21 protein-coding genes are annotated in these 24,544 nt (G+C 59.8%); 12 read left to right on the top strand and 9 right to left on the bottom strand.

Annotated features, from left to right (window positions below; genetic code table 11):
* Window positions 1–305 precede the first annotated feature (305 nt).
* From yihI to hemN, 3 genes are read left to right on the top strand one after another with little or no spacing between them, the layout of a single operon-like run.
* Complete coding sequence (yihI, locus tag BRD58_RS00175) at window positions 306–836, top strand: Der GTPase-activating protein YihI (protein WP_015462574.1); 531 nt, start codon at window positions 306–308, stop codon at window positions 834–836.
* Window positions 837–842: 6 nt separating this feature from the next.
* Entirely contained in the window at window positions 843–1,016 is a 174-nt protein-coding gene (locus BRD58_RS18145) for a hypothetical protein (RefSeq protein WP_012850293.1), read from the top strand.
* A gap of 6 nt (window positions 1,017–1,022) precedes the next feature.
* The gene (gene hemN / locus BRD58_RS00165; protein ID WP_015462573.1) at window positions 1,023–2,396 is read left to right on the top strand and encodes an oxygen-independent coproporphyrinogen III oxidase; all 1,374 of its coding nucleotides are present in this window, start codon (window positions 1,023–1,025) and stop codon (window positions 2,394–2,396) included.
* Window positions 2,397–2,460: 64 nt separating this feature from the next.
* Here the strand turns inward: hemN and BRD58_RS00160 are convergent, their stop codons facing one another.
* The 5 genes from BRD58_RS00160 to glnA form a co-directional block, all read right to left on the bottom strand.
* Window positions 2,461–4,119, bottom strand: coding sequence for a putative transporter (locus BRD58_RS00160; RefSeq protein ID WP_012850291.1), 1,659 nt, complete (start codon window positions 4,117–4,119; stop codon window positions 2,461–2,463).
* Between the two features lie 221 nt (window positions 4,120–4,340).
* Window positions 4,341–4,469 (bottom strand): YshB family small membrane protein, encoded by a 129-nt coding sequence (locus BRD58_RS17770; RefSeq protein WP_139263908.1) that lies wholly within the window; start codon window positions 4,467–4,469, stop codon window positions 4,341–4,343.
* Between the two features lie 120 nt (window positions 4,470–4,589).
* Window positions 4,590–6,005, bottom strand: a complete 1,416-nt coding sequence (gene glnG / locus BRD58_RS00155) for a nitrogen regulation protein NR(I) (RefSeq protein ID WP_015462571.1) — start codon at window positions 6,003–6,005, stop codon at window positions 4,590–4,592.
* Window positions 6,006–6,042: 37 nt separating this feature from the next.
* On the bottom strand, window positions 6,043–7,110 hold the full coding sequence (glnL, locus tag BRD58_RS00150) for a nitrogen regulation protein NR(II) (protein ID WP_012850288.1): 1,068 nt from the start codon (window positions 7,108–7,110) through the stop codon (window positions 6,043–6,045).
* A 228-nt stretch (window positions 7,111–7,338) separates the two neighbouring features.
* Window positions 7,339–8,748, bottom strand: a complete 1,410-nt coding sequence (gene glnA / locus BRD58_RS00145; protein WP_012850287.1) for a glutamate--ammonia ligase — start codon at window positions 8,746–8,748, stop codon at window positions 7,339–7,341.
* 370 nt (window positions 8,749–9,118) lie between these two features.
* Here glnA and typA point away from each other — a divergent pair, with 370 nt between their 5' ends.
* The 4 genes from typA to dtd all read left to right on the top strand — a co-directional run bounded on the left by typA (window position 9,119) and on the right by dtd (window position 13,148).
* Window positions 9,119–10,939, top strand: coding sequence for a ribosome-dependent GTPase TypA (gene typA / locus BRD58_RS00135; protein WP_012850286.1), 1,821 nt, complete (start codon window positions 9,119–9,121; stop codon window positions 10,937–10,939).
* Window positions 10,940–11,106: 167 nt separating this feature from the next.
* Window positions 11,107–11,694, top strand: a complete 588-nt coding sequence (yihX, locus tag BRD58_RS00130; RefSeq protein WP_012850285.1) for a glucose-1-phosphatase — start codon at window positions 11,107–11,109, stop codon at window positions 11,692–11,694.
* A gap of 122 nt (window positions 11,695–11,816) precedes the next feature.
* Window positions 11,817–12,695: a virulence factor BrkB family protein gene (locus tag BRD58_RS00125; protein WP_034168316.1), complete on the top strand. Its 879-nt coding sequence runs from the start codon at window positions 11,817–11,819 to the stop codon at window positions 12,693–12,695.
* 15 nt (window positions 12,696–12,710) lie between these two features.
* Window positions 12,711–13,148, top strand: a complete 438-nt coding sequence (gene dtd, locus BRD58_RS00120; RefSeq protein WP_012850283.1) for a D-aminoacyl-tRNA deacylase — start codon at window positions 12,711–12,713, stop codon at window positions 13,146–13,148.
* Window positions 13,149–13,197: 49 nt separating this feature from the next.
* Here the strand turns inward: dtd and BRD58_RS00115 are convergent, their stop codons facing one another.
* Together BRD58_RS00115 and BRD58_RS00110 are read right to left on the bottom strand one after the other, a co-directional pair.
* A complete protein-coding gene (locus tag BRD58_RS00115) occupies window positions 13,198–14,430 on the bottom strand; it encodes an MFS transporter (protein WP_069579559.1) in 1,233 nt (410 codons plus the stop codon).
* A gap of 187 nt (window positions 14,431–14,617) precedes the next feature.
* Window positions 14,618–15,175, bottom strand: a complete 558-nt coding sequence (locus BRD58_RS00110; protein WP_012850281.1) for a carboxymuconolactone decarboxylase family protein — start codon at window positions 15,173–15,175, stop codon at window positions 14,618–14,620.
* 219 nt (window positions 15,176–15,394) lie between these two features.
* Here BRD58_RS00110 and BRD58_RS00105 point away from each other — a divergent pair, with 219 nt between their 5' ends.
* Together BRD58_RS00105 and metF are read left to right on the top strand one after the other, a co-directional pair.
* Window positions 15,395–15,994: a TetR/AcrR family transcriptional regulator gene (locus tag BRD58_RS00105; protein WP_069579557.1), complete on the top strand. Its 600-nt coding sequence runs from the start codon at window positions 15,395–15,397 to the stop codon at window positions 15,992–15,994.
* 229 nt (window positions 15,995–16,223) lie between these two features.
* Window positions 16,224–17,123 carry a methylenetetrahydrofolate reductase gene (gene metF / locus BRD58_RS00100; RefSeq protein ID WP_012850279.1) on the top strand — a complete coding sequence of 300 codons (900 nt, stop codon included), beginning with the start codon at window positions 16,224–16,226 and terminating at the stop codon, window positions 17,121–17,123.
* A gap of 48 nt (window positions 17,124–17,171) precedes the next feature.
* Here metF and ppc read toward each other — a convergent pair whose 3' ends face one another.
* Both ppc and argE read right to left on the bottom strand, forming a co-directional pair.
* Window positions 17,172–19,805, bottom strand: coding sequence for a phosphoenolpyruvate carboxylase (gene ppc / locus BRD58_RS00095; RefSeq protein ID WP_069579555.1), 2,634 nt, complete (start codon window positions 19,803–19,805; stop codon window positions 17,172–17,174).
* A 235-nt stretch (window positions 19,806–20,040) separates the two neighbouring features.
* On the bottom strand, window positions 20,041–21,192 hold the full coding sequence (gene argE / locus BRD58_RS00090) for an acetylornithine deacetylase (protein ID WP_073381351.1): 1,152 nt from the start codon (window positions 21,190–21,192) through the stop codon (window positions 20,041–20,043).
* Window positions 21,193–21,395: 203 nt separating this feature from the next.
* On the opposite strand from argE, the gene argC reads away from it, so the two are divergent.
* The 3 genes from argC to BRD58_RS00075 are packed head-to-tail and all read left to right on the top strand — an operon-like array spanning window position 21,396 to window position 24,477.
* The gene (gene argC / locus BRD58_RS00085; RefSeq protein ID WP_069579551.1) at window positions 21,396–22,418 is read left to right on the top strand and encodes an N-acetyl-gamma-glutamyl-phosphate reductase; all 1,023 of its coding nucleotides are present in this window, start codon (window positions 21,396–21,398) and stop codon (window positions 22,416–22,418) included.
* Window positions 22,419–22,447: 29 nt separating this feature from the next.
* Window positions 22,448–23,221: an acetylglutamate kinase gene (gene argB / locus BRD58_RS00080; protein ID WP_034168312.1), complete on the top strand. Its 774-nt coding sequence runs from the start codon at window positions 22,448–22,450 to the stop codon at window positions 23,219–23,221.
* 38 nt (window positions 23,222–23,259) lie between these two features.
* Window positions 23,260–24,477, top strand: a complete 1,218-nt coding sequence (locus BRD58_RS00075) for an argininosuccinate synthase (protein WP_012850274.1) — start codon at window positions 23,260–23,262, stop codon at window positions 24,475–24,477.
* Window positions 24,478–24,544: the final 67 nt, after the last annotated feature.

Genomic DNA, 24,544 nt, shown 5'->3' with positions numbered 1-24,544 from the left:
GGTAAGGAGACCGGCCACAGGATGTGGCGCGACAAACAGGAGGTTTGTCACAGGGATGTATCTGGCTCGGGAGTGGGCTACCGTCTTCGGACGGAGAGGAAGTTTGCCTTAGGGATGAGGGCAGGGAGCATCACCGCAAAGGGATAAACCGGGACGTTGTTTGCCGTTAGGGATGATTAGTGTGAATATCCTTCTGCAGAAGGTATAAAATTAAGGCGACAGTTTAGGCTGTCGCCTTTTTTCTTTGCGGCCTTTCTGATAGATTTCGCCGCAGTTTTCGACATCTCTGATCAAGAGTATAAGTTATGAGTCCGGTGAATAAATCAAAGGCCGTTAAAGCCAAAAAAACACGTAAAACCCGTCAGGAGCTGGATCTGGAAGGACGCGAGCGTAAACGCCAGAAAAAGCACCGCGGCCATAAGCCGGGCGCTCGCAATAGTGACAGTGCGGCCCAGGGTGGGAAGGGAAGTAGCCGCGCAGGGCGCGATCCGCGTCTCGGTAGCAAGACGCCGGTTACGCTGGTGGTCGATAGCCAAGCGACAGCGCAGCGCCGTCCGCAGCCGCCGGTACAGCCAGAGGTGAAGAAGGCGCTCTCTCCGGAAGCGGAGCTGGCGCGTCTGGAAAACGATCCGCGTTTGGATGCCCTGCTGGAGCGTCTGGAAGATGGCGCGACGCTGAATGGCGAAGAGCAGCGCTATGTGGACGAGATGCTGGATCGCATCGATGCGCTGATGGAAGAGCTGGGTATCGAGCTGGAAGAGGATGAAGACGAGGCTGAGGAGCAGGAAGACATCATGCAGCTGCTGCGCCGCGGTAGCCCAAAAGATGCTATCTGATGCTGGATGAGCCTGATTCTGGCCATCGGTCTGATGCTCACATGTTATCTGCTGTGGTTATTGGCTAAACTATGGCGGCTGTCGCAGCGCAAAGCGCGCTGGCAACGGGCCGCCATGCGTTACGGCAGGCCGCCGGCTTCTCCACTGCGCGCAGGCAGGAGAAAACAGAATAAGGAGTGAGCATCCATGTCAGAACAGACTATCGTCTGGGATTTGGCCCTGATCCAGAAATATAACTATTCCGGGCCGCGCTATACCTCGTACCCCACCGCGCTAGAGTTTAACGAAGGCTTTGATGAGGCGGCCTTTCTGCGTGCCGTAGCCCGCTACCCCGATCGGGCGCTTTCCCTTTACGTGCATATCCCGTTCTGCCATAAGCTGTGCTACTTCTGCGGCTGCAATAAGATAGTGACCCGCCAGTCTCACAAGGCCGACGAGTATTTGGATAAGCTGGCGCTGGAGATCGCCGCTCGCGCGCCGCTGTTTGCCGGGCGGACGGTGAGCCAGCTGCATTGGGGCGGCGGTACGCCGACCTTTCTCAATAAGGCGCAGATTAGCCGCCTCATGACGCTGCTGCGTCGCCATTTTACCTTTGCGCCTCAGGCGGAGATTTCGATAGAGATCGATCCGCGGGAGATTGCGTTGGATGTGTTGGATCACCTGCGCCAAGAAGGGTTTAACCGCCTGAGCATGGGGGTTCAGGACTTCAATAAGACCGTGCAGACGTTGGTCAACCGCGAGCAGGATGAGGCGTTTATCTTTTCCCTGCTGCGCCATGCGCGGGAAATCGGCTTTACCTCTACCAATATCGATCTGATTTATGGTCTGCCTCGCCAGACGCCGGAGAGCTTCGATTTTACGCTGCAAAAGGTGATCGAGCTGAATCCCGATCGACTCAGCATTTTTAACTATGCACACATGCCTAAGCTGTTTGCCGCTCAGCGTAAGATCAAAGATGCCGATCTGCCCAGCGCAGACCATAAGCTGGCCATTCTACAGCAGAGCATCGCGACGCTGACCGGTGTGGGATACCAGTTTATCGGGATGGATCACTTTGCCCACCGTGACGATGAGCTGGCGGTGGCCCAGCGCGCCGGTAAGCTGCATCGCAACTTTCAGGGGTATACCACGCAGGGCGACAGCGATTTGCTGGGGCTGGGCGTATCGGCGATTAGCATGATCGGGGATAGCTATGCCCAAAACCGCAAGGTGCTGAAGGAGTACTATGCCGCGGTTGAGGCGCAGGGCAACGCGCTGTGGCGCGGGCTGGCTATGAGCCGAGATGACTGTATTCGCCGCGATGTGATTAAAGGGCTTATCTGTAATTTCCGCCTGGATTTCGCGCCGATAGAACAGCAGTACGGCATTCGCTTTGTGGATTATTTCATCGAAGATCTGCTGCTGCTGCGTCCGCTGGCGCAGGATGGGCTGGTCGAGCTGGGTGAGACGGCGATTAACGTTACGCCACGCGGCCGTCTGCTGATCCGGAATATCTGCATGTGCTTTGATGTGTATCTGCGTCATCAGGCCCGAATGCAGCAGTTTTCGCGCGTTATCTGACGCCCGTCGATAAAACAATCCCCGGCACGCCGGGGATTGTTGTTTTTGTTTTAGGCTTAGCTGTTCAGACGCTCCAGAACAGCAGCGCCAGCAGCTGGGGCGACATAATGCGCAGGAACATCGCCAGAGGGTAGACCGTGGCGTAGGAGAGCGCTGCGGCCCCGCTGGTGGCGTGTAGGCCGTTGGCGAAGGCCAACGCCGGGGGATCGGTCATCGCCCCCGCCAGCATGCCGCAGAGGGTCAGATAGTTCATCTTGATCATCAGACGCGCCAGGAGCGCTGCCGTGAGCAGCGGAATGGCGGTGATCAGGATCCCGTAGCCAATCCAGGTGACCCCTTCGCCGTTGAGCAGCGTGTCGATGAAGTTACCGCCGGACTTCAGCCCGACGACCGCCAGAAACAGCACGATCCCCAGTTCGCGTAGCGCCAGGTTGGCGCTGGGCGGCATAAACCAGTACAGCTTCCCGATGCTGCCGATACGGCCCAGGATCAGCGCGACCACCAGCGGCCCGCCGGCCAGTCCCAGCTTGAGCGCCGCCGGGAAGCCCGGAATGAACAGGGGCACCGATCCCAGCAGAACGCCCAGCCCGATACCGATAAAGACCGGCAGCATCTGCACCTGCTGCAGCTTTTGCTGAGCGTTACCGACGATGGCGGCGACGGCGTCGATCGCCTGCGGCCGGCCGACCAGATTGAGAATATCGCCGAACTGCAGCGTCGCATTGTTACCAGCTACCAGCTCGACGCCGGCGCGGTTAAGCCGCGAGATCACGACATCGTACTTTTGCTTCAGGTTGAGATCGCGGATCTTTTTTCCCAGCACCTTTTCGTTGGTGACCACGACGCGGCTGACCTGCAGCTCGGTTCCGCGGGTGGACAGCGAGGTATCAACCTGTTCGCCGATCACCAGCCGGGCGTTTTCCAGCTCCTGCTTTTGCCCCACCAGATGGAGCAGATCGCCGATTTCGATCTGGGTGGTGGGCAGCGGTACCATGAGGAAATCGCCGCGCTTGAGGCGCGAGCAGACGATGGTGTCGCTATTCAGGATCGGCACCTCCTGCATGGACAGCCCGCTCAGGTTGGGGTTGCGCACCATGATGTTCATGGTTTGCAGCAGCTCGTGGCTATGGCCGTTGCGCGAGTCGAAGTCACGCGCCTCGGCGTCGATATTGATGCGGAACAGCAGGCGTACCAGCCACATCACCAGCAGAATGCCGCAGATGCCGAAGGGATAGGCCATGGCGTAGCCCATCCCCATCAGATCTATCTGGGATGGATTGGACCCCAGATCGGTCAATATCTGCTGCCCGGCACCCAGCGCCGGCGTGTTGGTGACGGCGCCGGAGAAAATGCCCAGAATGATCGGCAGAGGAACGGCAAACAGCTTGTGAATGGCGGCGGTAATCAGCCCGCTTATCAGCACCATTAGGACGGCAAAGGCGTTGAGGCGTAGGCCGGAAACGCGCAGCGAGGAGAAAAAGCCGGGCCCCACCTGAATACCGATACTGTAGACAAACAGGATCAGGCCAAACTCCTGAATAAAATGCAGCATATCGCTGTTGAGATCCAGCTGGTAGCGCTGGGCAAAATGGCCGACGATGATCCCGCCGAACAGGACGCCGCCGATCCCCAGGCCAACGCCATAGATCCGCCAGTTACCAATCCACAACCCAAGCACTGCGACCAGTGACAGCATACTGACCGTAAGGGCGATATCGCTCATGATACATCCTTGATGATTAAACGACTCCGGTGAAACGCGCACGACCGGATGATCCGCTGGGGTAACGGAAAACCCACCTGTACATTGTTACAGAGCGTCGGTAAATGGACTGTGTCACACGGCACAGCCCGGGTATTTAATGGATATCCTAGCAGAGATTCTTCCGGGGACGCTGGGGGCTCAAGGCGCGCCATGATGGTCACGCCTTGAGCGTAGAGAGGTTATCCCAACAGGTGGAGCAGCGCGGCGCACAGCACGGCGGCAACGGCGGCATGCGATGATGGCCCGCCGCTGGCGCTGGCGCTGAGTTCGGCGCCGTGGGAAACCATGGCGTACAGCGAATCGATCATCATTATTCTCCCGTTAAAACGCAGCCGATCATACTCGCCCGCGCGGGGGTGTAAAGATCGCAAGTGGCGTTTTTTTGTGCACCAAGCAGCGTTTTTGACCGAGGGTATCCTCTCCCGCCATTACTCCATTCCCAGCTCTTTCAGCTTGCGGGTCAGGGTATTGCGGCCCCATCCCAGCAGCCTGGCTGCCTCTTGCTTATGGCCCTGGGTGTGGCGCAGGGCACAGTTCAGCAGCGTACGCTCCATTTCCGGCAGGGCTTCCGCCAGCAGATCCTGCTGGCCGCTCTGCAGGGCATGCTCCGCCCACTGGCTCAGCAGCCGTGGCCAGCTGTCCGGCGAAAGCGCCGCCGGCTGACGCTCATCGCGCGCGCTGTCAAACAGCTCCGCCGGCAGATCCTGCGTCAACACCTCTTGGCCTGCGGCCATAACCGTCAGCCAGCGGCAGGTATTCTCCAGCTGGCGAACGTTGCCAGGCCACGGCAGACGGGTCAGCGCCGCCTCGGCCTCCGGGCTGAGCACTTTGGCCTCGACGCCCAGCTCCTGCGCCGCCACTTTGAGAAAGTGGCGGGCTAGACGCGGAATATCCTCGCGCCGCTCACGCAGCGGCGGAAGATGCACGCGGATCACGTTAAGGCGGTGGAAGAGATCTTCGCGGAACATCCCCTCTTGCACCCGCTGCTCCAGATTCTGGTGGGTGGCGGCGATGATGCGTACATCGACCCTGACCGGCGCATAGCCGCCGATGCGATAAAACTGTCCGTCGGCCAGCACGCGCAGCAGGCGGGTCTGAACGTCCAGCGGCATGTCGCCGATTTCATCGAGAAACAGTGTCCCGCCGTCCGCCTGCTCAAAGCGCCCCTGGCGGATCTGGCTGGCGCCGGTAAAGGCGCCTTTTTCATGGCCGAACAGCTCGGATTCGATCAGATCGCGTGGAATCGCCGCCATATTCAGGGCGATAAACGGCGCCTTGGCGCGCGGGCTGTGGCGGTGCAGCGCATGGGCGACCAGCTCTTTCCCGGTGCCCGACTCCCCATTGATCAGCACGCTGATGGAGGAGCGTGACAGGCGTCCGATAATGCGAAAGACATCCTGCATCGCCGCCGCCTCTCCGATGATATCGGCGCTGGGATCGCTCCCCGGCACCTGGCGCGCGGGCTGCTGCTGCTCCTGATAGTGGCTGATGGCGCGTTCGACGAGCGCGACGGCTTCGTCAATATCGAACGGCTTGGGCAGATAATCAAAGGCGCCCTGCTGGTAGGCGCTGACCGCGGCATCCAGATCGGAGTGGGCCGTCATAATGATGACCGGCAGCAGCGGATGACGTACTTTTATCTGCTGCAGCAGCGCCAGTCCGTCCATACCGGGCATACGGATGTCTGACAGCAAAACGTCCGGCGTCTGAGCGCTCATCGCCGTCAGCACCGCCTGACCATTTTCAAACGTGGCACAGCGCAAACCTGCGCCGGTCAGCGCGCGCTCTAAGACCCAGCGGATGGCACTGTCGTCGTCGACTATCCAGACGAGACCCGGTTGCATTGTCATGGTGACCACCTGTTGCGTAAAGGGGCGTGGGCTATTTGCGGATTGGCAAATACACCGAAAACTCGGTGTGGCCCGGCCAGCTGTTAAACTCGATTTTGCCCTGATGCTGATCGATCAGGCTCCTTGCAATCGACAGGCCAAGCCCGGTGCCTCCGCTGCGTCCGCTCACCATCGGGTAGAACAGCGTATCCTGCAGCTGGGCGGGGATCCCTGGCCCATCGTCTTCAATGTCTATGCGCGCCGCCAGGCGATAGCGCTCGCCGTGCAGGGTGACCTGTAGCGCGGTACGGGTACGCAGGGTGATGGTGCCACCCTGTTCACCCAGCGCCTGCAGGGCGTTCCGCGTGATGTTCAGCAGCACCTGCTCTATCTGCTCCGGATCGTGATTCAGCTCCGGCAGGCTGGGATCATAGTCGCGCAGCAGGGTGATGTTCCCCGGGCACTCCAGGGTGACCAGCTGACAGACCCGCTCGGCGACCTGATGAATGCTCTGGGTGACGCGCTGCCCCGGTCTCTGGGGGCCCAGCAGACGATCGACCAGGTTGCGCAGGCGATCGGCCTGCTCAATGATCACCTGAGTGTATTCGGTCAGGGCCGGATCCGGTAATGCCCTGGCCAACAGCTGCGCTGCCCCGCGTAGCCCGCCTAGGGGGTTCTTGATCTCATGGGCCAGCCCGCGCACCAGATCGCGGGCGGCGACCTGCTGGGAGTGCTGGAGCTGCTCCTGGCTCAGGCGACGCTGGCTGTCCAGGGTTGAAAGCTCCAGCAGGATCTGCCCTTCGCTCAGGGGCTGGGCCGTCAGCGCCATGATGTGCGGCTGGCTGTCGACGACCAGCATCACCTCGTTGTCGGTAAAACCCTGCCCGGCGTGCAGGCTGATGCGCATCATCGCGATATCCAGGGAGAGATAGCTCAGCAGATCCGGCAGCGGTGTGCCAAACAGCTTGCGCGGACTCTGCGCCAGCAGCTGCTGCGCGGCCGGATTGGCATAGCGAATGACCAGATCGTCGTCCAGAACCAGGATGCAGGTCATCAGGGCATTCAGCAGCGGTCCGGCATCGGGTAAGTCACGGTGGGGCGGCGTAGGGTGTTCAGCCATTTGCGCACTCCTGCACTATTTTGGTGCAATAGGATGCCTTGCACTGTAGCATGCTTTCGCTGTCCGTGCGGGGGCGCGGAGAATTTTTTCTCTGTCCTGCGGCGTACGGCGAAAAAAACCCATCCGAAGATGGGCTGAAAGTTTCCACGGCAACAAAAACGGATCTCTCCAGCGTGGAGCGTTCGGCAAGGACCCGGTACGGCGCCGGGTCGCCTGGCGCGCGTCGCGTTATACGCTGTAGTAGAGTTCAAACTCGACCGGGTGCGGCGTCATGCGTACGCGCTCCATTTCTGACTGGCGCAGCTCGATGTAGGCATCGATGGCATCGTCGGTAAAGACGCCGCCGCGGGTCAGGAACTCGCGATCGCTGTCCAGCGCGGCCAGGGCCTCATCCAGAGAGCCGGCTACGGTCGGGATCTCTTTAGCCTCTTCCGGCGGCAGGTCATACAGGTTTTTATCCATGGCGTCGCCGGGGTGGATTTTGTTGATGACGCCATCCAGGCCGGCCATCAGCAGGGCGGCGAAGCACAGGTACGGGTTGGCCGCCGGGTCAGGGAAACGGACCTCGATGCGGCGAGCCTTCGGCGACGCCACCACCGGGATACGAATGGAGGCGGAGCGGTTGCGGGCAGAGTAGGCCAGCATCACCGGCGCTTCATAGCCCGGCACCAGACGCTTGTAAGAGTTGGTGGTCGGGTTGGCCAGGGCGTTGATGGCCTTGGCGTGCTTGATCACCCCGCCGATATAGTACAGCGCGGTTTCAGACAGGCCGCCGTACTTGTCGCCGGCAAACAGGTTGCTGCCGTTTTTAGACAGAGACATATGGCAGTGCATGCCGGAGCCGTTGTCACCGAACATCGGCTTGGGCATAAAGGTGGCGGTTTTACCGAAGGCGTGGGCGACGTTGTGCACCACATATTTGTAGATCTGGATTTCGTCCGCTTTCTTGGTCATGGTGTTGAAGCGGGTGGCGACTTCATTCTGCCCGGCGGTGGCCACCTCATGGTGGTGAGCTTCTACCACCAGTCCCATTTCTTCCATGGTCAGGCACATGGTCGAGCGGATATCCTGAGCCGAATCAACCGGTGGAACCGGGAAGTAGCCGCCTTTAACCGCCGGACGGTGCCCTTTGTTACCGCCCTCGTATTTGGTTGAGGAGTTCCATGCGCCTTCGATGTCGTCAATGGCAACGTGGCTGCCGTTGATGCTGCTGCCGAAGCGGATATCGTCGAACAGGAAGAACTCTGGCTCCGGCCCGAACAGTACGGTGTCGGCGATGCCGGAGGCGCGCAAGAAGTCTTCGGCGCGCTTGGAGATGGAGCGCGGGTCGCGGTCGTAGCCCTGCAGGGTGCCCGGTTCCAGAATATCGCAGCGAATGATCAGCGTTGGCTCTTCATAGAACGGGTCGAGTACCGCGGTGGTGGGATCCGGCATCAGCACCATGTCTGACTCATTGATGCCTTTCCAGCCGCCGATGGAGGAGCCGTCAAACATCTTGCCTTCTTCGAAGAAGTCGGCGTCAACCTGATGAGCCGGAATGGTGACGTGCTGCTCTTTACCCTTGGTATCGGTAAAGCGCAGATCGACAAATTTAACTTCGTGCTCATTCAGCATCGCTAAGATATGTTCAGCGGACATACTCTACTCCCGGTTTCTTTGGTCGCCGTGCAACGGATCACGGATGATAGAAAGTGGTTTTAGCCATCGTGCTGTAGCATTAGCGAGAAACGTGCCAACTTTACAAATTGCCCGGATGGCGCATAATTACCTTACTCTGACGCTGTGTCAGGCGGCACTGATGGAGCCAAGTGCTCCATAATGGTGCAAAACACTTCAGCAAACGCACAATCTTGGTGCAAGCTGTTTATTCCCGCGCCGTTTAGCATCGTGAATAGGATCACAAACCGCCATTCGTAGCATTGTTTCTGCGAGAAGCTTGTGATCCTGTTTAGTCCCTCGCTTAATACGTGTACAATAGCGCGCTATTTCTAATGCCTGAGGCAAAGCTGTGATCGAAAATCTGCGTAACATCGCCATTATTGCGCACGTTGACCATGGGAAAACCACCCTGGTCGACAAACTGTTGCAACAATCCGGAACCCTGGGTGAACGTAACGACGCGACTGAGCGCGTAATGGACTCCAACGATTTGGAGAAAGAGCGTGGGATTACCATCCTCGCGAAAAACACCGCCATTAATTGGAATGGCTATCGCATCAACATCGTGGATACCCCGGGGCACGCCGACTTCGGCGGCGAGGTAGAGCGTGTGATGTCTATGGTTGACTCGGTTCTGCTGCTGGTCGACGCAATGGATGGCCCGATGCCGCAGACCCGCTTCGTAACCCAGAAGGCGTTCGCCAACGGGCTGAAGCCGATCGTGGTTATCAACAAGGTTGACCGTCCTGGCGCGCGTCCGGACTGGGTTGTCGATCAGGTCTTCGATCTGTTCGTCAATCTGGGCGCGACCGATGAGCAGCTGGACTTCCCGATCGTCTACGCTTCTGCTCTGCAGGGGATCGCCGGCCTGGACCACGCCGACATGGCCGAGGATATGACTCCGCTGTTTGAAGCTATCGTCGAGCATGTAGCTGCGCCGGACGTTGATCTGGACAGCCCGTTCCAGATGCAGATCTCCCAGCTGGACTATAACAGCTACGTTGGGGTTATCGGCATCGGCCGTATCAAGCGCGGTAAGGTGAAGCCGAACCAGCAGATCACCATTATCGACAGCGAAGGTAAGCGTCGTAACGGTAAAATGGGCCAGGTTCTGGGCCATCTGGGTCTGCAGCGTATCGAGACCGACCTGGCGGAAGCCGGCGACATCGTCGCGGTAACCGGCCTGGGCGATCTGAACATCTCCGATACCCTGTGCGATCCGAGCGCCGTTGAGGCCCTGCCGCCGCTGACCGTCGATGAGCCGACCGTCAGCATGTACTTCTGCGTTAACACCTCTCCGTTCTGCGGTAAAGAAGGCAAGTTTGTGACTTCTCGCCAGATCCTAGAGCGTCTGCAGAAAGAGCTGGTGCACAACGTCGCCCTGCGCGTTGAAGAAACGCCGGACCCGGATGCGTTCCGCGTTTCCGGTCGTGGCGAACTGCACCTGTCCGTGCTGATCGAAAACATGCGTCGTGAAGGCTATGAGCTGGCGGTATCCCGTCCGAAGGTTATCTATCGTGAGATCGATGGCCGCATGCAGGAGCCGTTTGAGCAGGTCACGCTGGATATCGAAGAACAGCACCAGGGCTCCGTGATGGAAGCGCTGGGTATCCGTAAGGGTGAGATCCGCGATATGTCTCCGGATGGTAAGGGTCGCGTACGCCTGGATTACATCATCCCGAGCCGTGGCCTGATCGGCTTCCGTACCGATTTCATGACCATGACCTCCGGTACCGGTCTGCTGTACTCTACCTTCAGTCACTATGATGACGTGCGTCCGGGTGAAATCGGCCAGCGTCAGAACGGCGTGCTGATCTCTAACGGCCAGGGTAAAGCGGTTGCCTACGCGCTGTATAGCCTGCAGGATCGCGGCAAGCTGTTCCTGGGTCACGGTGCTGAAGTCTATGAAGGCCAGATCATCGGTATTCATAGCCGCTCCAACGACCTGACGGTTAACTGCCTGACCGGTAAGAAGCTGACCAACATGCGCGCTTCCGGTACCGATGAAGCGACCACCCTGTCTCCGCCGGTTAAAATGACCCTGGAGCAGGCGCTGGAGTTCATCGATGATGACGAGCTGGTTGAAGTTACGCCGCACTCCGTGCGTCTGCGTAAGCGTCATCTGACCGAGAACGATCGCCGCCGCGCCAACCGCGGTCCGCGCGACTAATCGCGTCGATGTGATACCACGGGGTGCCTTAGGCACCCCGATTTTTTTTTTTGCGGGCGCTATCTGCGCGCGACCTCCCGCTTTTCTTGCGTCCCTTCTGTTCGCTGCCGTTTTTTCCGTCTACAGTGGAGTATCTCACGCCAATAAGCTGAAATCGGGAGCTGCGCATGCTGTACATCTTTGATTTAGGTAACGTGATTGTAGACATCGATTTTCACCGTGTGCTGGGGGTCTGGAGCCGGTACAGCGGCGCCCCGCTGGCCACCTTAAGCAAGCGTTTTACGATGGGCGACACCTTTCGTCAGCATGAGCGCGGGGCGATAGACGATGAAACCTTTGCCCAGCGTCTGTGCGATGAGATGGGGATCTCCCTCAGCTTTGCCCAGTTCGAACTGGGCTGGCAGGCGATTTTCGTCGCGCTGCGCCCGGAGGTAATCGATATCATGCAGCGCCTGCGTCGTCAGGGGGAGCGGGTCGTGGTGCTCTCCAATACCAATCGGCTGCACACTCACTTTTGGCCTAAGCACTACCCGGAGATCGCGGCCGCCTGCGATAAAATGTACCTGTCGCAGGAGCTGGGTATGCGCAAGCCCGATGCCGAAATCTATCGCTATGTCCTGGAGCAGGAGCGGGCGGCGGCCGGGGAGTCGGTCTTCTTTGACGATAACGCCGACAATGTGGCGGCGGCGAAGGCGTTGGGGATCCAGGCGGTACAGGTGTGTGACCGTCAGGTGATCCCCGCCTATTTTGCATAACGAGACCGGTTTTTTCTTTTATCTTGCGTCTGCGCTACCCTGAACATCACAGTAGGATCGAAAGCCCCCCTTCGCGGGGGCCGATATGACCCGCGATGCGGGCGTAACTGACAGGAGCAAGCATGACGCCATTTTCCCTAAAACGTATTAAAGGTTGGGCCTACTTTGCCAAGGTTCTGTGGCAGCGGGTGGATGACGATCGTATGACCATGGTGGCCGGTTCGCTGGCCTACGTCTCCCTGCTCTCTCTGGTGCCGCTGATCACGGTGGTCTTCTCTCTGTTTACCGCGTTCCCGATGTTCGCCAGCGTCTCTTTTCAGCTAAAACACTTTATCTTCACCAACTTCGTACCGGCCGCCGGTGACGTAGTGCAGTCCTATCTGGAGCAGTTTGTCGCCAACTCCAGCAAGATGACGGCGCTGGGAACCATTGGCCTTATCGTGACCGCCCTGCTGCTGATCTCCTCGGTCGATGGGGCGCTGAACCACATTTGGCGCAGCGAGCGTAAGCGCGCCGTGGTGTACTCGTTCGCCGTCTACTGGATGATCCTGACGCTGGGACCGCTGCTGGTGGGCGCCAGCATGGCGATCAGTACCTATCTGCTGTCGCTGCGTTGGCTGGCGGACAGTGCGGTTTACTCCATGGTGGATCAGCTGCTGCGTCTGTTCCCGCTGCTGCTGTCGTGCGTCAGCTTCTGGCTGCTGTATTGCATTGTGCCGACCCAGCGAGTGCCGATGCGCGATGCGCTGATCGGCGCCGTGGTTGCCGGCGGGCTGTTTGAGCTGGGGAAGAAGGCCTTTGCGCTGTACATCACCGCGTTTCCGTCGTATCAGCTGATTTACGGCGTGCTGGCGGTGATCCCGATGCTGTTTGTCTGGGTGTACTGGAGCTGGTGTATCGTACTGCTTGGCGCAGAGGTGACCGTGGCTATCGGTGATTTTCGGGCGCACCGCCGGCAGGAGCAGGGTCTGCAGCAGGCGTTGACATCACATCATGAGTAAGGAGTAAAAGGTTCGATGATCGCATTAATTCAGCGAGTTACCCACGCCAGCGTGACGGTAGAGGATCAGGTTATCGGAGAGATCGGCGCGGGGCTGCTGGTGTTGCTGGGCGTGGAGAAAGATGACGATGAGCAGAAGGCAAAGCGCCTGTGTGACAAGGTATTGGGCTACCGCGTCTTTAGCGACGACGAGGGTAAAATGAACCTCAACGTGCGCCAGTCCGGCGGCAGCGTGCTGGTGGTCTCTCAGTTTACCCTGGCGGCGGATACCCAAAAGGGGATGCGCCCTGGGTTTTCCCGCGGCGCGGCGCCGGATGAGGCTGAGCGCCTGTATACCTATTTTTCCGACGCCTGCCGCGCCAGCGGTATCACCACCGAGACCGGGTGCTTTGCCGCCGATATGCAGGTTTCCCTGCTCAATGACGGTCCGGTCACCTTCTGGCTGCAGGTTTAAGCCGACAGCGGCGCAGGCGTACGGCCTGTCGTACGCCTGCGCCGCTGTCTCAGCGCTCCGTCGCCCCGCCCACCTGCTTATCGCGCAGCATCAGCGCAACCAGCGCCAGCCACAGCAGACCGCTTATCAGGTTGAACAGGTTGAAGGCGCCGTTTCCACCCAGCAGCCAGGCGTGTTTGCCTACCTCAATGCCAAGGGTATAGATAAACATACTGATCATGCCCATCGCCGCGGAGACGGTGCCCTTGCTCATCGTGCTGGAAAACAGCGTCAGGCGATAGAGGCCAGCGTTGGCCAGACCGATGCCAAAGGCATACAGGCTCAGTCCCGCCGTCATCCACAGATAGGCATGGGCGCTGTATAGCGTAGAGACGGCGGCGATCGCCAGTCCGCCGACCATTGGCCAGGCGCCCAGCTGAATCAGACGGCGAACCGGACGGCGGCCGCTCAGGCGAGCCAGGGTAAAGTTCCCCAGGATCAGCATGCCGAAAATCGGTACCTGTAGCATGCCGTAGTCGTAGCTGCTGAGGCCTTCGCCGCTGATGATGATCACCGGCGACTGGGCAATCCAGGCCAGCAGGGGCAGGCTGGCGAAGCCGCAGGCCAGCGCGCCGCCCAGAAAGCGTTTATTTTTTAGCACCAGCGCATAGTCGTGCCCCAGCGCCGACAGCGACAGCGTCTCCCCCCGCCGGGTCGCGGTTTCCGGCATGGCCTTATACAGACCAAGGAAGGCGAGCAGCGACAGCGCGGCAAACAGGATAAACATCCCCTCCCAGGGAAACAGATGTACCCAGGCGGCACCGGCTAGCGGCCCGAGCAGCGGCGCGATCAGCGCAACGTTGGCCATCAGCGCGGTGATCTTGATACACACGGACTCCTCAAAGGACTCCTGGATCGCGGCATAGCCGACGGCGCCGATAAAGCACAGGCTGATCCCTTGCAAAAAGCGCATCAGGGTGAACTGTTCGATGCTGTTGGTCAGCAAAATCGCCAGGCAGGTTACGGCAAAGTAGAGCGTGCCGGTCAACATCACCGGTCGCCGTCCGATACGATCGGAGATCGGGCCGAGCAGCCACTGTAGAAACATGCCGCCGGCCAGATAGGCGGTCATGGAGGTCGGTACCCAGCTTTCGTCGACGCCAAAGGTTTGCACTACCGACAGCATGCCCGGTTGAATCATATCGTTGCCGATATAAGTGGCAAACTCATACAGCACCAGACAGAGGGGAAATAACAATGCACGCCGGCCAAGTCGGCGAGTAGAAGATAAACGGTTTTGCATAATGTATGGTCGCTAAAAGGAAAAACAGTCAGACCCAGCGGGATCGCCTGTGAAATAGCGGCTGGTGGGGTTGGCTATTCTGCCGTCAGCGGCCGGGCTTGGCAACTGCCGTTCGTGCGGTCGGTAAGGCGAACCCGCTCCCTTCGGCGCAGGAGCGCCGCGGAGAGCGGAGATGCACCGTCGACGGTTAAACCGCCCGCTTTTGCCAAGCAACGGGCTGTAGACGGGGATCCAGCGCCGTATGAGCCACATGATTGGTATAGTTGCTCATGACCTTTTGCGCCAGGCATAGAATGACGTCGAGGATATGGCGGCGCTCAAAACCGGCGGCGATAAACGCCTGCAGGGTTGCATCATCCACCTCGCCGCGCTGGCGTACCATCGCCAGCGTAAAGGTGCGCAGCGCCTCTAAACGCGCATTAGGCAGCGGGGTTTCGTCGCGCAGGGCGTCGCTGATCTCATCGCTGACCTTCATGGCGCGAGCGATCAGCGTATGGGCGGGTACGCAGTAGTGGCAGCGGTGCTCAACGTTAATGGTCTGCCAGACGACGGTTTTTTCGTCATTATCGAAGCTACTGTGCAGAAACAGGCTATGCAGAGCCTGGTATCCCGCCAGCAGCTGCGGCGACTCCGCCATGATCGCGTGTAGCCCTGGGATCCCCCCGTTGCTGCGCTTGCTCTGCAGCAGTAAGTCGCGGCTTTCTTGGGGCGCCGTGTGCTCATCGTACTTTTCAAAAGTCAGCATGTTATTTCCCTGGGGTTGGCGTTTAACGAATCGGATAAGGCGGCGTTGAGGCCGTCGTGCTGCGCGGGCGTCTCTGTAAACCGCGCTCTGCCTCCCGGCATTAACCGGTGAAATTTCACTCTAGATATTTTTGAATGATCATTCAATAACTTTTTTGAACGGTTGTTCAAAAAAGTGCGTTACAATGAAATCCGTTAAACTCCTCAGCAGGCTTGTAGCATGGCAAGACCCCTCCAACACGATCGCGACGCGGCGCTGCAGCAGGCTGTCGCTCTGTTTTGGCGGCGTGGCTACTTTGCGACGTCGATGAAAGAGATTGAGCAGGCGCTGAATATGCGCCCTGGCAGTATCTACGCCGCATTTGGCAATAAAGCTGCGCTGTTTTCCAGCGCGTTGACGCGCTATACCCAGTGCCAGGTAGAGGCGTTTTTCGCGCTGATGGCGGACTATCCCGATCCGTTTTCCGGCGCCGAGGCCTTTTTGCGCCATTTTGGCGCCCCGTGTTCGACGGGGCTTCCCTCCAGCGTCTGTTTCTTGGTTAAAAGCCTGCTTGAGCTTGAGGGGAGAGCGGAGGATGCGCCGCTATCAGTGGTGCGGGAGAGCCTGGCGACGATGGAGGCGGCCTTTTACCGGGCTTTTCGGCAAGGTACGCTATCGTTAACCGAGGCCGAGGCCCGGCAAATGGCGCGTTGGCTGCAAAAAGAGGTGATCGGTATTCGCATTATGGCGCTGCAGATCGGCAATTCCCCTGCGCTGGCGACGCTGGTGGATGACAGCTGCGCCGCGCTGCGTCGCTGGCGCGCCAGCACGCTATCCTAATTCCCTGCGCCGACGGGCTCTCCGACACGGATCGCAGGATCGGTGTCCGGGCTGCGCAGGAGCCCACCTGACGCTTTCTCATCATCTCCTGACATTTCTTCATCGCTCGGCGGCAATTTGCTGTTGACGAATCCATCAACTTGCGGCAATTTCTATTTAGACGTCTAAACGTATGGATGTTTAAAATGGGGTGGGCGGAGATCCGCGCAGAGCATAAGGATGATGGGGTATGAGTTTTTTTCACGCAAGCCAGCATGATGCGCTAAACCAGAGCCTGGCCGAGCTGCAGGGGCGGATCCAGGTGTCCTTTGAGTTTTTTCCGCCGCGCAGCCAGGAAATGGAGCAAACGCTGTGGCGATCCATCGATCGGCTCAGCACCCTGAGGCCGTCGTTCATCTCGGTGACCTACGGCGCTAACTCCGGCGAGCGCGACCGTACCCACGGCGTGATTAAGGGAATAAAAGAGCGTACTGGGCTGGAGGCGGCGCCGCACCTGACCTGCGTTGATGTCAGCCGGGAGGCGCTGCGGGGAATCGCTCGAGATTACTGGAATAGCGGTATCCGCCATATTGTTGCGCTGCGCGGCGATCTGCCGGCGGAGGGCGGGCGTCCTGAAATGTACGCCAGCGATTTGGTGGCGCTGCTGCGCGAGGAGGCTGACTTTGATATTTCGGTCGCCGCCTATCCGGAGGTCCACCCGGAGGCCAAGAGCGCCCAGGCCGACCTGCTAAACCTAAAGCGTAAGATCGACGCCGGCGCCAGTCGGGCAATCACCCAGTTTTTCTTTGACGTGGAGAGCTATCTGCGCTTTCGCGATCGCTGTGCGGCGGCTGGCATTGACGCGGAGATTGTGCCGGGGATCCTGCCGGTGTCCAACTTTCGCCAGCTGCAGCGCTTTGCCGCGCTGACCAATGTCCGCGTGCCTCAGTGGATGCTGGCCATGTTTGACGGGCTGGATGCGGATGCGGAGACGCGCAAGCTGGTCGGCGCCAACATTGCGATGGACATGGTGAAACTGCTCAGCCGCGAGGGGGTGAAAGACTTCCATTTTTATACCCTGAATCGAGCCGAGCTGAGCTACGCCATTTGCCATACGCTGGGCGTGCGGCCGCAGGGGAGCGTGGCGTGATAGGCGTAAAAAAGCCCGCTGCCGCGGGCTTTTTCCTCTGCGCCATCGCTAGCCGGTATTGCGCATTCCGGCAGCGACCCCGGCGATGGTGACCATCAGCGCCTGTTCGACGTTGGCATCCGGCTGTTCCTGGTGGCGCGAGCGGTAGAGCAGCTCAGCCTGCAGGACGTTGAGCGGATCGGTATAGACGTTACGCAGGGCGATAGACTCTGCGGCCCAGGGCAGATCGGCCATCAGGTGATCGGTGTTGGCGATGGCCAGCACCGCCTGAATATCTCGCTGTACCTGCTGGCGTAGCTCCGTACCCAGCGGCCATAGGGCGGGATCGACCAGGCGCTGATCGTAGTATTCGGCCAGCCACAGATCGGACTTGGCGAACACCATTTCCAGCATATCGATACGGGTGGTGAAGAATGGCCAGCTGCGGTACATGCTTTCCAGCGTGTCGCGGCGTCCCTCTGCCATGGCCTCCTCCAGCGCGGCCCCGGCGCCCAGCCAGGCCGGTAGCATCAGGCGATTTTGGGTCCAGGCAAAGATCCAAGGGATCGCGCGCAGGCTCTCTACGCCGCCGCTGGGGCGGCGTTTGGCCGGACGCGAGCCTAGCGGCAGTTTACCCAGCTCCAATTCGGGCGTCGCCGAGCGGAAGTAAGGAACAAAATCTGGATTTTCGCGGACATAGCGTCGATAAAGCGCGCAGGATGTCTGTGAGAGCTCGTCCATGACATCGCGCCACTCTTGCTTCGGCGCCGGCGGCGGCAGCAGATTGGCTTCCAGAATGGCGCTGGTGTAGAGCGTCAGGCTGCTGACGGCGATCTCCGGCAGGCCGAGCTTGAAGCGGATCATCTCCCCCTGCTCCGTTACGCGCAGGCCGCCCTTCAGGCTTCCCGGCGGCTGGGAGAGCAGAGCATCGTGCGCTGGCGCGCCGCCGCGGCCGATGGAGCCGCCGCGACCGTGGAACAGGGTCAGGGCGATCCCGGCGCCGTCACAGACGCGTACCAGCGCCTCCTGCGCCCGGTATTGAGCCCAAGAGGCCGCCATTACGCCGGCGTCTTTGGCGGAGTCAGAGTAGCCGATCATCACCATCTGTTTACCCTGGATAAAGCCACGGTACCAGTCGATGCTCAGCAGCTGCGTCATCACCGCCTCGGCATTGTTCAGATCGTCGAGGGTTTCGAACAGCGGAGCAACCGGCAGATTGTACGGGCAGCCCGCCTCTTTCAGTAGCAGGTGGACCGCCAGAACATCGGATGGGGTTCGCGCCATCGAGATGACATAGGCGGCGATAGCGCCGGCAGGCGCCTCGGCGATCACCTGACAGGTGTCAAACACCTCTTTGGTTTCCGGCGACGGCGTCCAGTGACGCGGCACCAGCGGACGCTTGGAGTTCAGCTCGCGCAGCAGGAACGTCTGCTTATCCTCTTCAGCCCAGGTCTCATAGTCACCCAGCCCCAGATAGCGGGTCAGCTCGGCCAGCGCCTCGGTATGGCGGGTGCTTTCCTGGCGAATGTCGATGCGTACCAGCGGCACGCCGAAGCAGTGAACCCGGCGCAGGGTGTCTAGCAGCTGACCGTTGGCGATGATCCCCATACCGCAGGCCTTCAGCGAGCGGTAGCAGGTATGCAGCGGCTGCCACAGCTGATCATTGCTGACCAGCAGATCGGTGGGGCGCGGCAGGCGCTCCCCCCGCAGACGCGCGTCCAGATAGGTCAGCGTATTGTTCAACTGCTGGCGCAGGCGTTTTAACACCTCGCGGTAGGGCTCCTGGGCATGTTCGCCCGCCAGCGCCCGTAGCTCCGGTGTACAGACGGTCATGGAGAGCTCTGATACCAGCACCTGGACATCGCGCAGGAACAGCTCCGCGGCCTTCCAGCGGCTGAGCAGCAGGGCGCGGCGGGTCACCTCGGCGGTGACGTTTGGGTTACCGTCGCGATCGCCGCCCATCCAGGCGGTGAAGCGCACCGGCACCGCTTCGACCGGCAGCTGGTAGCCAAGGGATTTTTCCAGCTGTTCATTAAACTCACGCAGGAAGGCGGGAACTCCTTCCCACAGGCTGTTTTCGACCACGGCATAGCCCCATTTGGCTTCGTCGATGGGCGTAGGGCGATTTTTACGGATCTCGTCGGTGTGCCAGGATTGGGCAACCAGCTGGCGCAGACGGCGCATGATCTGGTGACGCTCATAGTCGGCCAGATCGTCATGATCGAGCTGACTGAGGCAGGTGTTTACCTCCACCAGTTTATGGATCAGCGTACGGCGAGCGATCTCGGTGGGGTGCGCGGTCAGTACCAGCTCGATGGAGAGGTTGTCGACGGCCTGACGGATTTGCGCCTCGTCCAGATTTTTATTCTTCAGCCGGGTGAACAGGTGAGATAGGGCATCGGGATTGCTGGCGGCCTCGCCGTGCGGGGAGATTCGGTGATATTGCTCCGCGACGTTGGCCAGATTGAGGAACTGGCTGAAGGCGCGCGCCACCGGCAGCAGCTCGTCATTGGAAAGATTTTGCAGTGTGTTCAGCAGCGCCTGTCGGCTGGCTTCATTGCCTGCGCGTGACGACTTGGACAGCCTGCGGATAGTTTCAACGCGATCCAGGATATCTTCTCCCAGCGCGTCCTTGATGGTATCGCCCAGCAGCTTGCCCAACATGCTGACATTGCCACGCATCGCCGAATATTGCTCATTCATAGAACCACTGCCCCTCCCAATACGTAAATTTCTTTCACTCGGAAATTGTAGAGTGCCTCTTTATAAAGCCACGTTCCGTCCTCTGCGTCAATTGACACAATTTCTTGCCAAAACACACAATTTAGCGCTGTTAACTGAAATTTAATTACGCAATGACCTGAAGAGGTCTAACTGATAACAGTTACATTGCAAACGCCGCCGCGTCATCGTTTGCCCAGGGCGGCGCCTGCCGCGATCAGCGCTGACAAAAATGGTGGATTATCTGCGTCAGCAGGGTGCGCGTCGGCACAATAAAGTCGGTGGACAGATACTCATCCGGCTGGTGCGCCTGCTCAATGGAGCCTGGGCCGAGTACCAGCGTTGGGCAGATCTCTTGCAGGAACGGCGCCTCGGTACAGTAGTTGACGACCTCTGCTCGTTCCCCCAAGAGTTGTTCTATTGCCTGTACCAGCGGCGCGTGGCGCGGACATTCATAGCCGGGGATCGGCGGATGCAGGTGCTCAATACGCAGACGTCCCGGCCACTGCGTCGCGATGGGCGCCAGCGCCTGGTTCAGCAGCTCGCTGAGATCGTTCAGCGTCATTCCCGGCAGCGGGCGCATATCCAGGTGCAGTTCGCAGCAGGCGCAGATGCGGTTGGCCGCATCGCCCCCGTGGATATGCCCTAGGTTCATGGTGGGGTAAGGGATATTAAAGGCCGGATTGTGGTAACGCTGCTGCAGCGTATTGCGCAGGGTGAGCAGGTGGCCGATGGCATCGTGCATGATCTCAATCGCGTTAACGCCGCGCGCCGGATCGCTGGAGTGTCCTGACTGACCGGTGATGCGGATGGCCTCGGAGAGATGGCCTTTATGGGCCCGGATCGGCTTAAGGGAGGTGGGCTCGCCGATGATGCAGCAGTCGGGGCGTAGCGCGGTGCTGGCGGCAAAATAGCGCGCGCCCGCCATCGAGGTCTCCTCATCCGCCGTCGCCAAAATGTAGAGCGGTTTATTCAGTTTATGCAGTTCGATATCGCGTAGGGTATCGATGATAAAAGCGAAGAATCCTTTCATGTCTGCGGTGCCAAGACCGTACAGGCGATTATCTTGTTCGCTGAGGGTGAAGGGATCTCGGGTCCAGCGTCCCTCGTCAAAGGGGACCGTATCGGTGTGCCCCGCCAGCATCAGTCCGCCGGATCCCTCGCCATAGCTCGCCAATAAATTGAATTTATTCCGTGTCTTAGGTATTGGCTGTACCTCAACACGCAGCCCGAGATCGCTCAGCCATCCTGCCAGCAGCGTGATTAACCGTTCATTGCTCTGATCCAGTGCGCCGTCGTTGGCGCTGATGGAGGGGGTTGCGATCAGCGCACGGTACAACGCGATAAATGAGGGTAATTGCGTATTCATGGTTGACAGCCTCAAGTTTGGATAGTATCAATATTCATGCAATAATTATGAATAAAAATACAATAAAGCATCATCAAATGGAACAGACAGGGACGCCCGAGTATTGGCAGCAGCGGTGGGGCTAACTGGATGTGTGGTCAGGGGCTGAGGCATCTCAGCGCACGGCCGGTATCCACGGTTAACCAAGAGGAGCGATCGCAGCGATGTCCAGTATTCAGAGGCCGTTAAATGGGTTAATCGTTGGCGCCAGCGGCTATACCGGTGCTGAGCTCGCCGCTTATCTGCAGCGCCATCCCCACATCACCATAGCGGGTTTGACCGTGTCTGCGCAAAGCGTTGATGGCGGAAAATTGTTGTCAGATATTCACCCGCGGCTGAAAGGGGTGGTCGATCTCCCGTTGATTGCCAGCGACGACAGTGCGGCGCTGACCGATCTGGCCGATGTGGTCTTTCTGGCGACCGATCATGCGGTTAGCCATCTTCTGGCGCCTAAGTTTCTGGCGGCCGGGTGCACCGTGTTCGATCTCTCCGGCGCCTATCGGCTCCGCTGCAGCAAGGTCTACCCGCAGTATTACGGCTTTACGCATCAACACTCAGAGTGGCTTGAGCAGGCCGTATATGGTTTGGCGGAGTGGCAGGGCGTGGCGCTGCGCGCGGCGCAGCTGATCGCGTTGCCGGGGTGCTACCCAACGGCGGCGCTGCTGGCGTTAAAACCGCTGCTGGATGCTGGGCTTATCGATACGGCGCAGTGGCCGGTTATCAACGCCGTCAGCGGCGTTAGCGGCGCCGGGCGTAAGGCCAGCCTCGGCAGCAGCTTTTGCGAGGTGAGCCTGCAGCCCTATGGGCTGTTTACTCATCGTCATCAGCCGGAGATCGCCACGCATCTGGGCATTCCGGTGATTTTTACCCCCCACTTAGGCAATTTTCCTCGCGGCATACTGGAGACGATCCATCTGCGGGTAAAACGCGGCGTGGATGCGGCCGAGGTGGCGACGGCTTTTTATCGGGCCTACCAAGATAAGCCTTTGATCCGCCTGTGTCAGGGAACGCTGCCGTCCATCGGCGCGGTGGCGGGTACGCCGTTTTGCGACATCGGCTTCTCCCTGCAGGGGCAGCATCTGATCGTGGTTGCCGCAGAGGACAATCTGCTGAAAGGGGCGGCGGCCCAGGCGGTGCAGTGTATGAACCTGCGCTTTGGCTTTCATGAGACGTGCGCTCTTCTTTAACTATCTATCCCGGACAGACAGAGGCAGCTATGGATCCGTTAATCATCAAACTCGGCGGCGTATTACTCGATAACCCACAGGCGATGGAGCGTTTATTTCAGGCGCTGCTGGCCTACCGACATCACGATCGCCGTCCGATCGTCATCGTACACGGCGGCGGGTGTCTGGTGGATGAGCTGATGGCGCGCCTGCAGCTGCCGGTGGTGAAGCGGCAGGGTCTGCGAGTCACGCCGGCCGACCAGATAGGCATCATCAGCGGTGCGCTGGCGGGGACGGCGAACAAGACGCTACAGGCCTGTGCTATTGCGCACGGGTTGGCGGCGATCGGCCTGTCGCTGGCCGACGGCGGGGCGGTGCAGGTGAGTCAGTTGGATGCGTCTCTGGGGCACGTTGGCCAGGCGCAGCCGGGATCGCCGAGGCTGCTGCGTCAGCTGCTGGCGGCGGACTTTCTGCCGATCGTCAGCTCCATCGGCATCAACGCTGACGGGATGTTATTGAATGTTAATGCCGACCAGGCGGCGACGGCGCTGGCGGCGACCCTGGGCGCGGATCTGCTGATGCTGTCTGACGTCAGCGGCATCCTCGATGGTAAGGGACAGCGCATTGCGGAGATGACGGCGCAGAAGGCGCAGCGCCTGATCGAGCAGGGCATCATCACCGATGGGATGGTGGTAAAGGTGAATGCGGCCTTGGAAGCCGCACGGACGCTGGGGCGCCCGGTGGATATCGCCGGTTGGCGTCACGCCGAAAAGCTGCCGGCGCTGTTTAACGGCGAAGCCGTCGGCACGCGTATTCATGCATAACACAACGACACGATTCGGTTAAGAATAAGGAAACCCGTATGGCAACCCAAAGCATCAGCAAAATCGTTCTGGCCTACTCCGGCGGCCTGGATACCTCCGCCATCATTCCATGGCTTAAGGAAAACTACGGCGACTGTGAGGTTATCGCCTTTGTGGCGGACATCGGCCAGGAGCGTGAAGATCTGGTGGGCATCGAGCAGAAGGCGCTCCGCTCTGGCGCCACCTCCTGCTATGTCGTGGATCTGCGCGAAACCTTTATCAAAGATTACGTCTATCCGGTGCTGAAGAGCGGCGCGCTCTATGAGGGCAGCTATCTGCTGGGGACGTCGATGGCCCGCCCGCTGATCGCGAAGGCGCAGGTTGAGCTGGCGCTGACGCTGGGGGCCGACGCCCTGTGCCACGGCGCGACCGGGAAAGGCAACGATCAGGTGCGCTTTGAAACCACCTATACCGCGCTGGCGCCGCAGCTGCAGGTCGTGGCGCCGTGGCGTGAGTGGGATCTGCGTTCGCGTGAGGCGCTGCTCGACTATCTGAAGGGGCGCGATATCCCCACCACCGCAACGCTGGAGAAGATCTACAGCCGTGACGCCAACGCCTGGCATATCTCTACCGAGGGGGGCGTACTGGAGAGCCCGTGGAGCCCGGCTAACCAAGACTGCTGGGTGTGGACCTGTGCTCCCGAGGAGGCACCGGATCAGCCAGAGCTGGTGACCGTGGGCGTGGAGAAGGGTGAGGTCGTTTCGGTCAACGGGGTGGCGATGACGCCCTTTGGCTGCCTGCAGGCGCTGAATGCGCTGGGCGCCCGCCACGGCGTAGGGCGTATTGATATCGTCGAAAACCGCCTGGTGGGCATTAAATCGCGCGGCTGCTATGAGACGCCGGGGGGCACCATCATGATGGCGGCGCTGCGCGGCGTGGAGCAGCTCGTACTGGATCGCGACAGCTTCCAGTGGCGTGAGAAGCTGGGCCAGGAGATGTCCTACGTCGTGTACGACGGCCGCTGGTTCGCGCCGCTGCGTCAGTCGCTGCAGGCGGCGGCCGATGCGTTGGCCGAGGCGGTGAGCGGCGAGGTGGTGATTAAGCTGTATAAAGGGCAGGCTACCGCCATTCAGAAGACGTCGGCCAACAGTCTGTATAACGAAGCTTTCGCCACCTTTGGTGAGGATGATGTGTACGATCACAGCCACGCCGGCGGCTTTATTCGCCTGTTCTCCCTCTCTTCGCGCATTCGTGCGCTGAACAGCGCAAAGCAGTAGTACGCACAGGGCAGAACGCGGGCCGCGCTGCGGCCCGCCGATCATTTTATTCTGAGTACGGAGCAGT

Source organism: Edwardsiella piscicida (assembly GCF_001896205.1).
GTDB classification, from domain to species: domain Bacteria; phylum Pseudomonadota; class Gammaproteobacteria; order Enterobacterales; family Enterobacteriaceae; genus Edwardsiella; species Edwardsiella piscicida.
The sequence above is the reverse complement of the archived record's forward strand: the minus strand, read 5'-3'. Positions and strand labels throughout refer to the sequence as shown.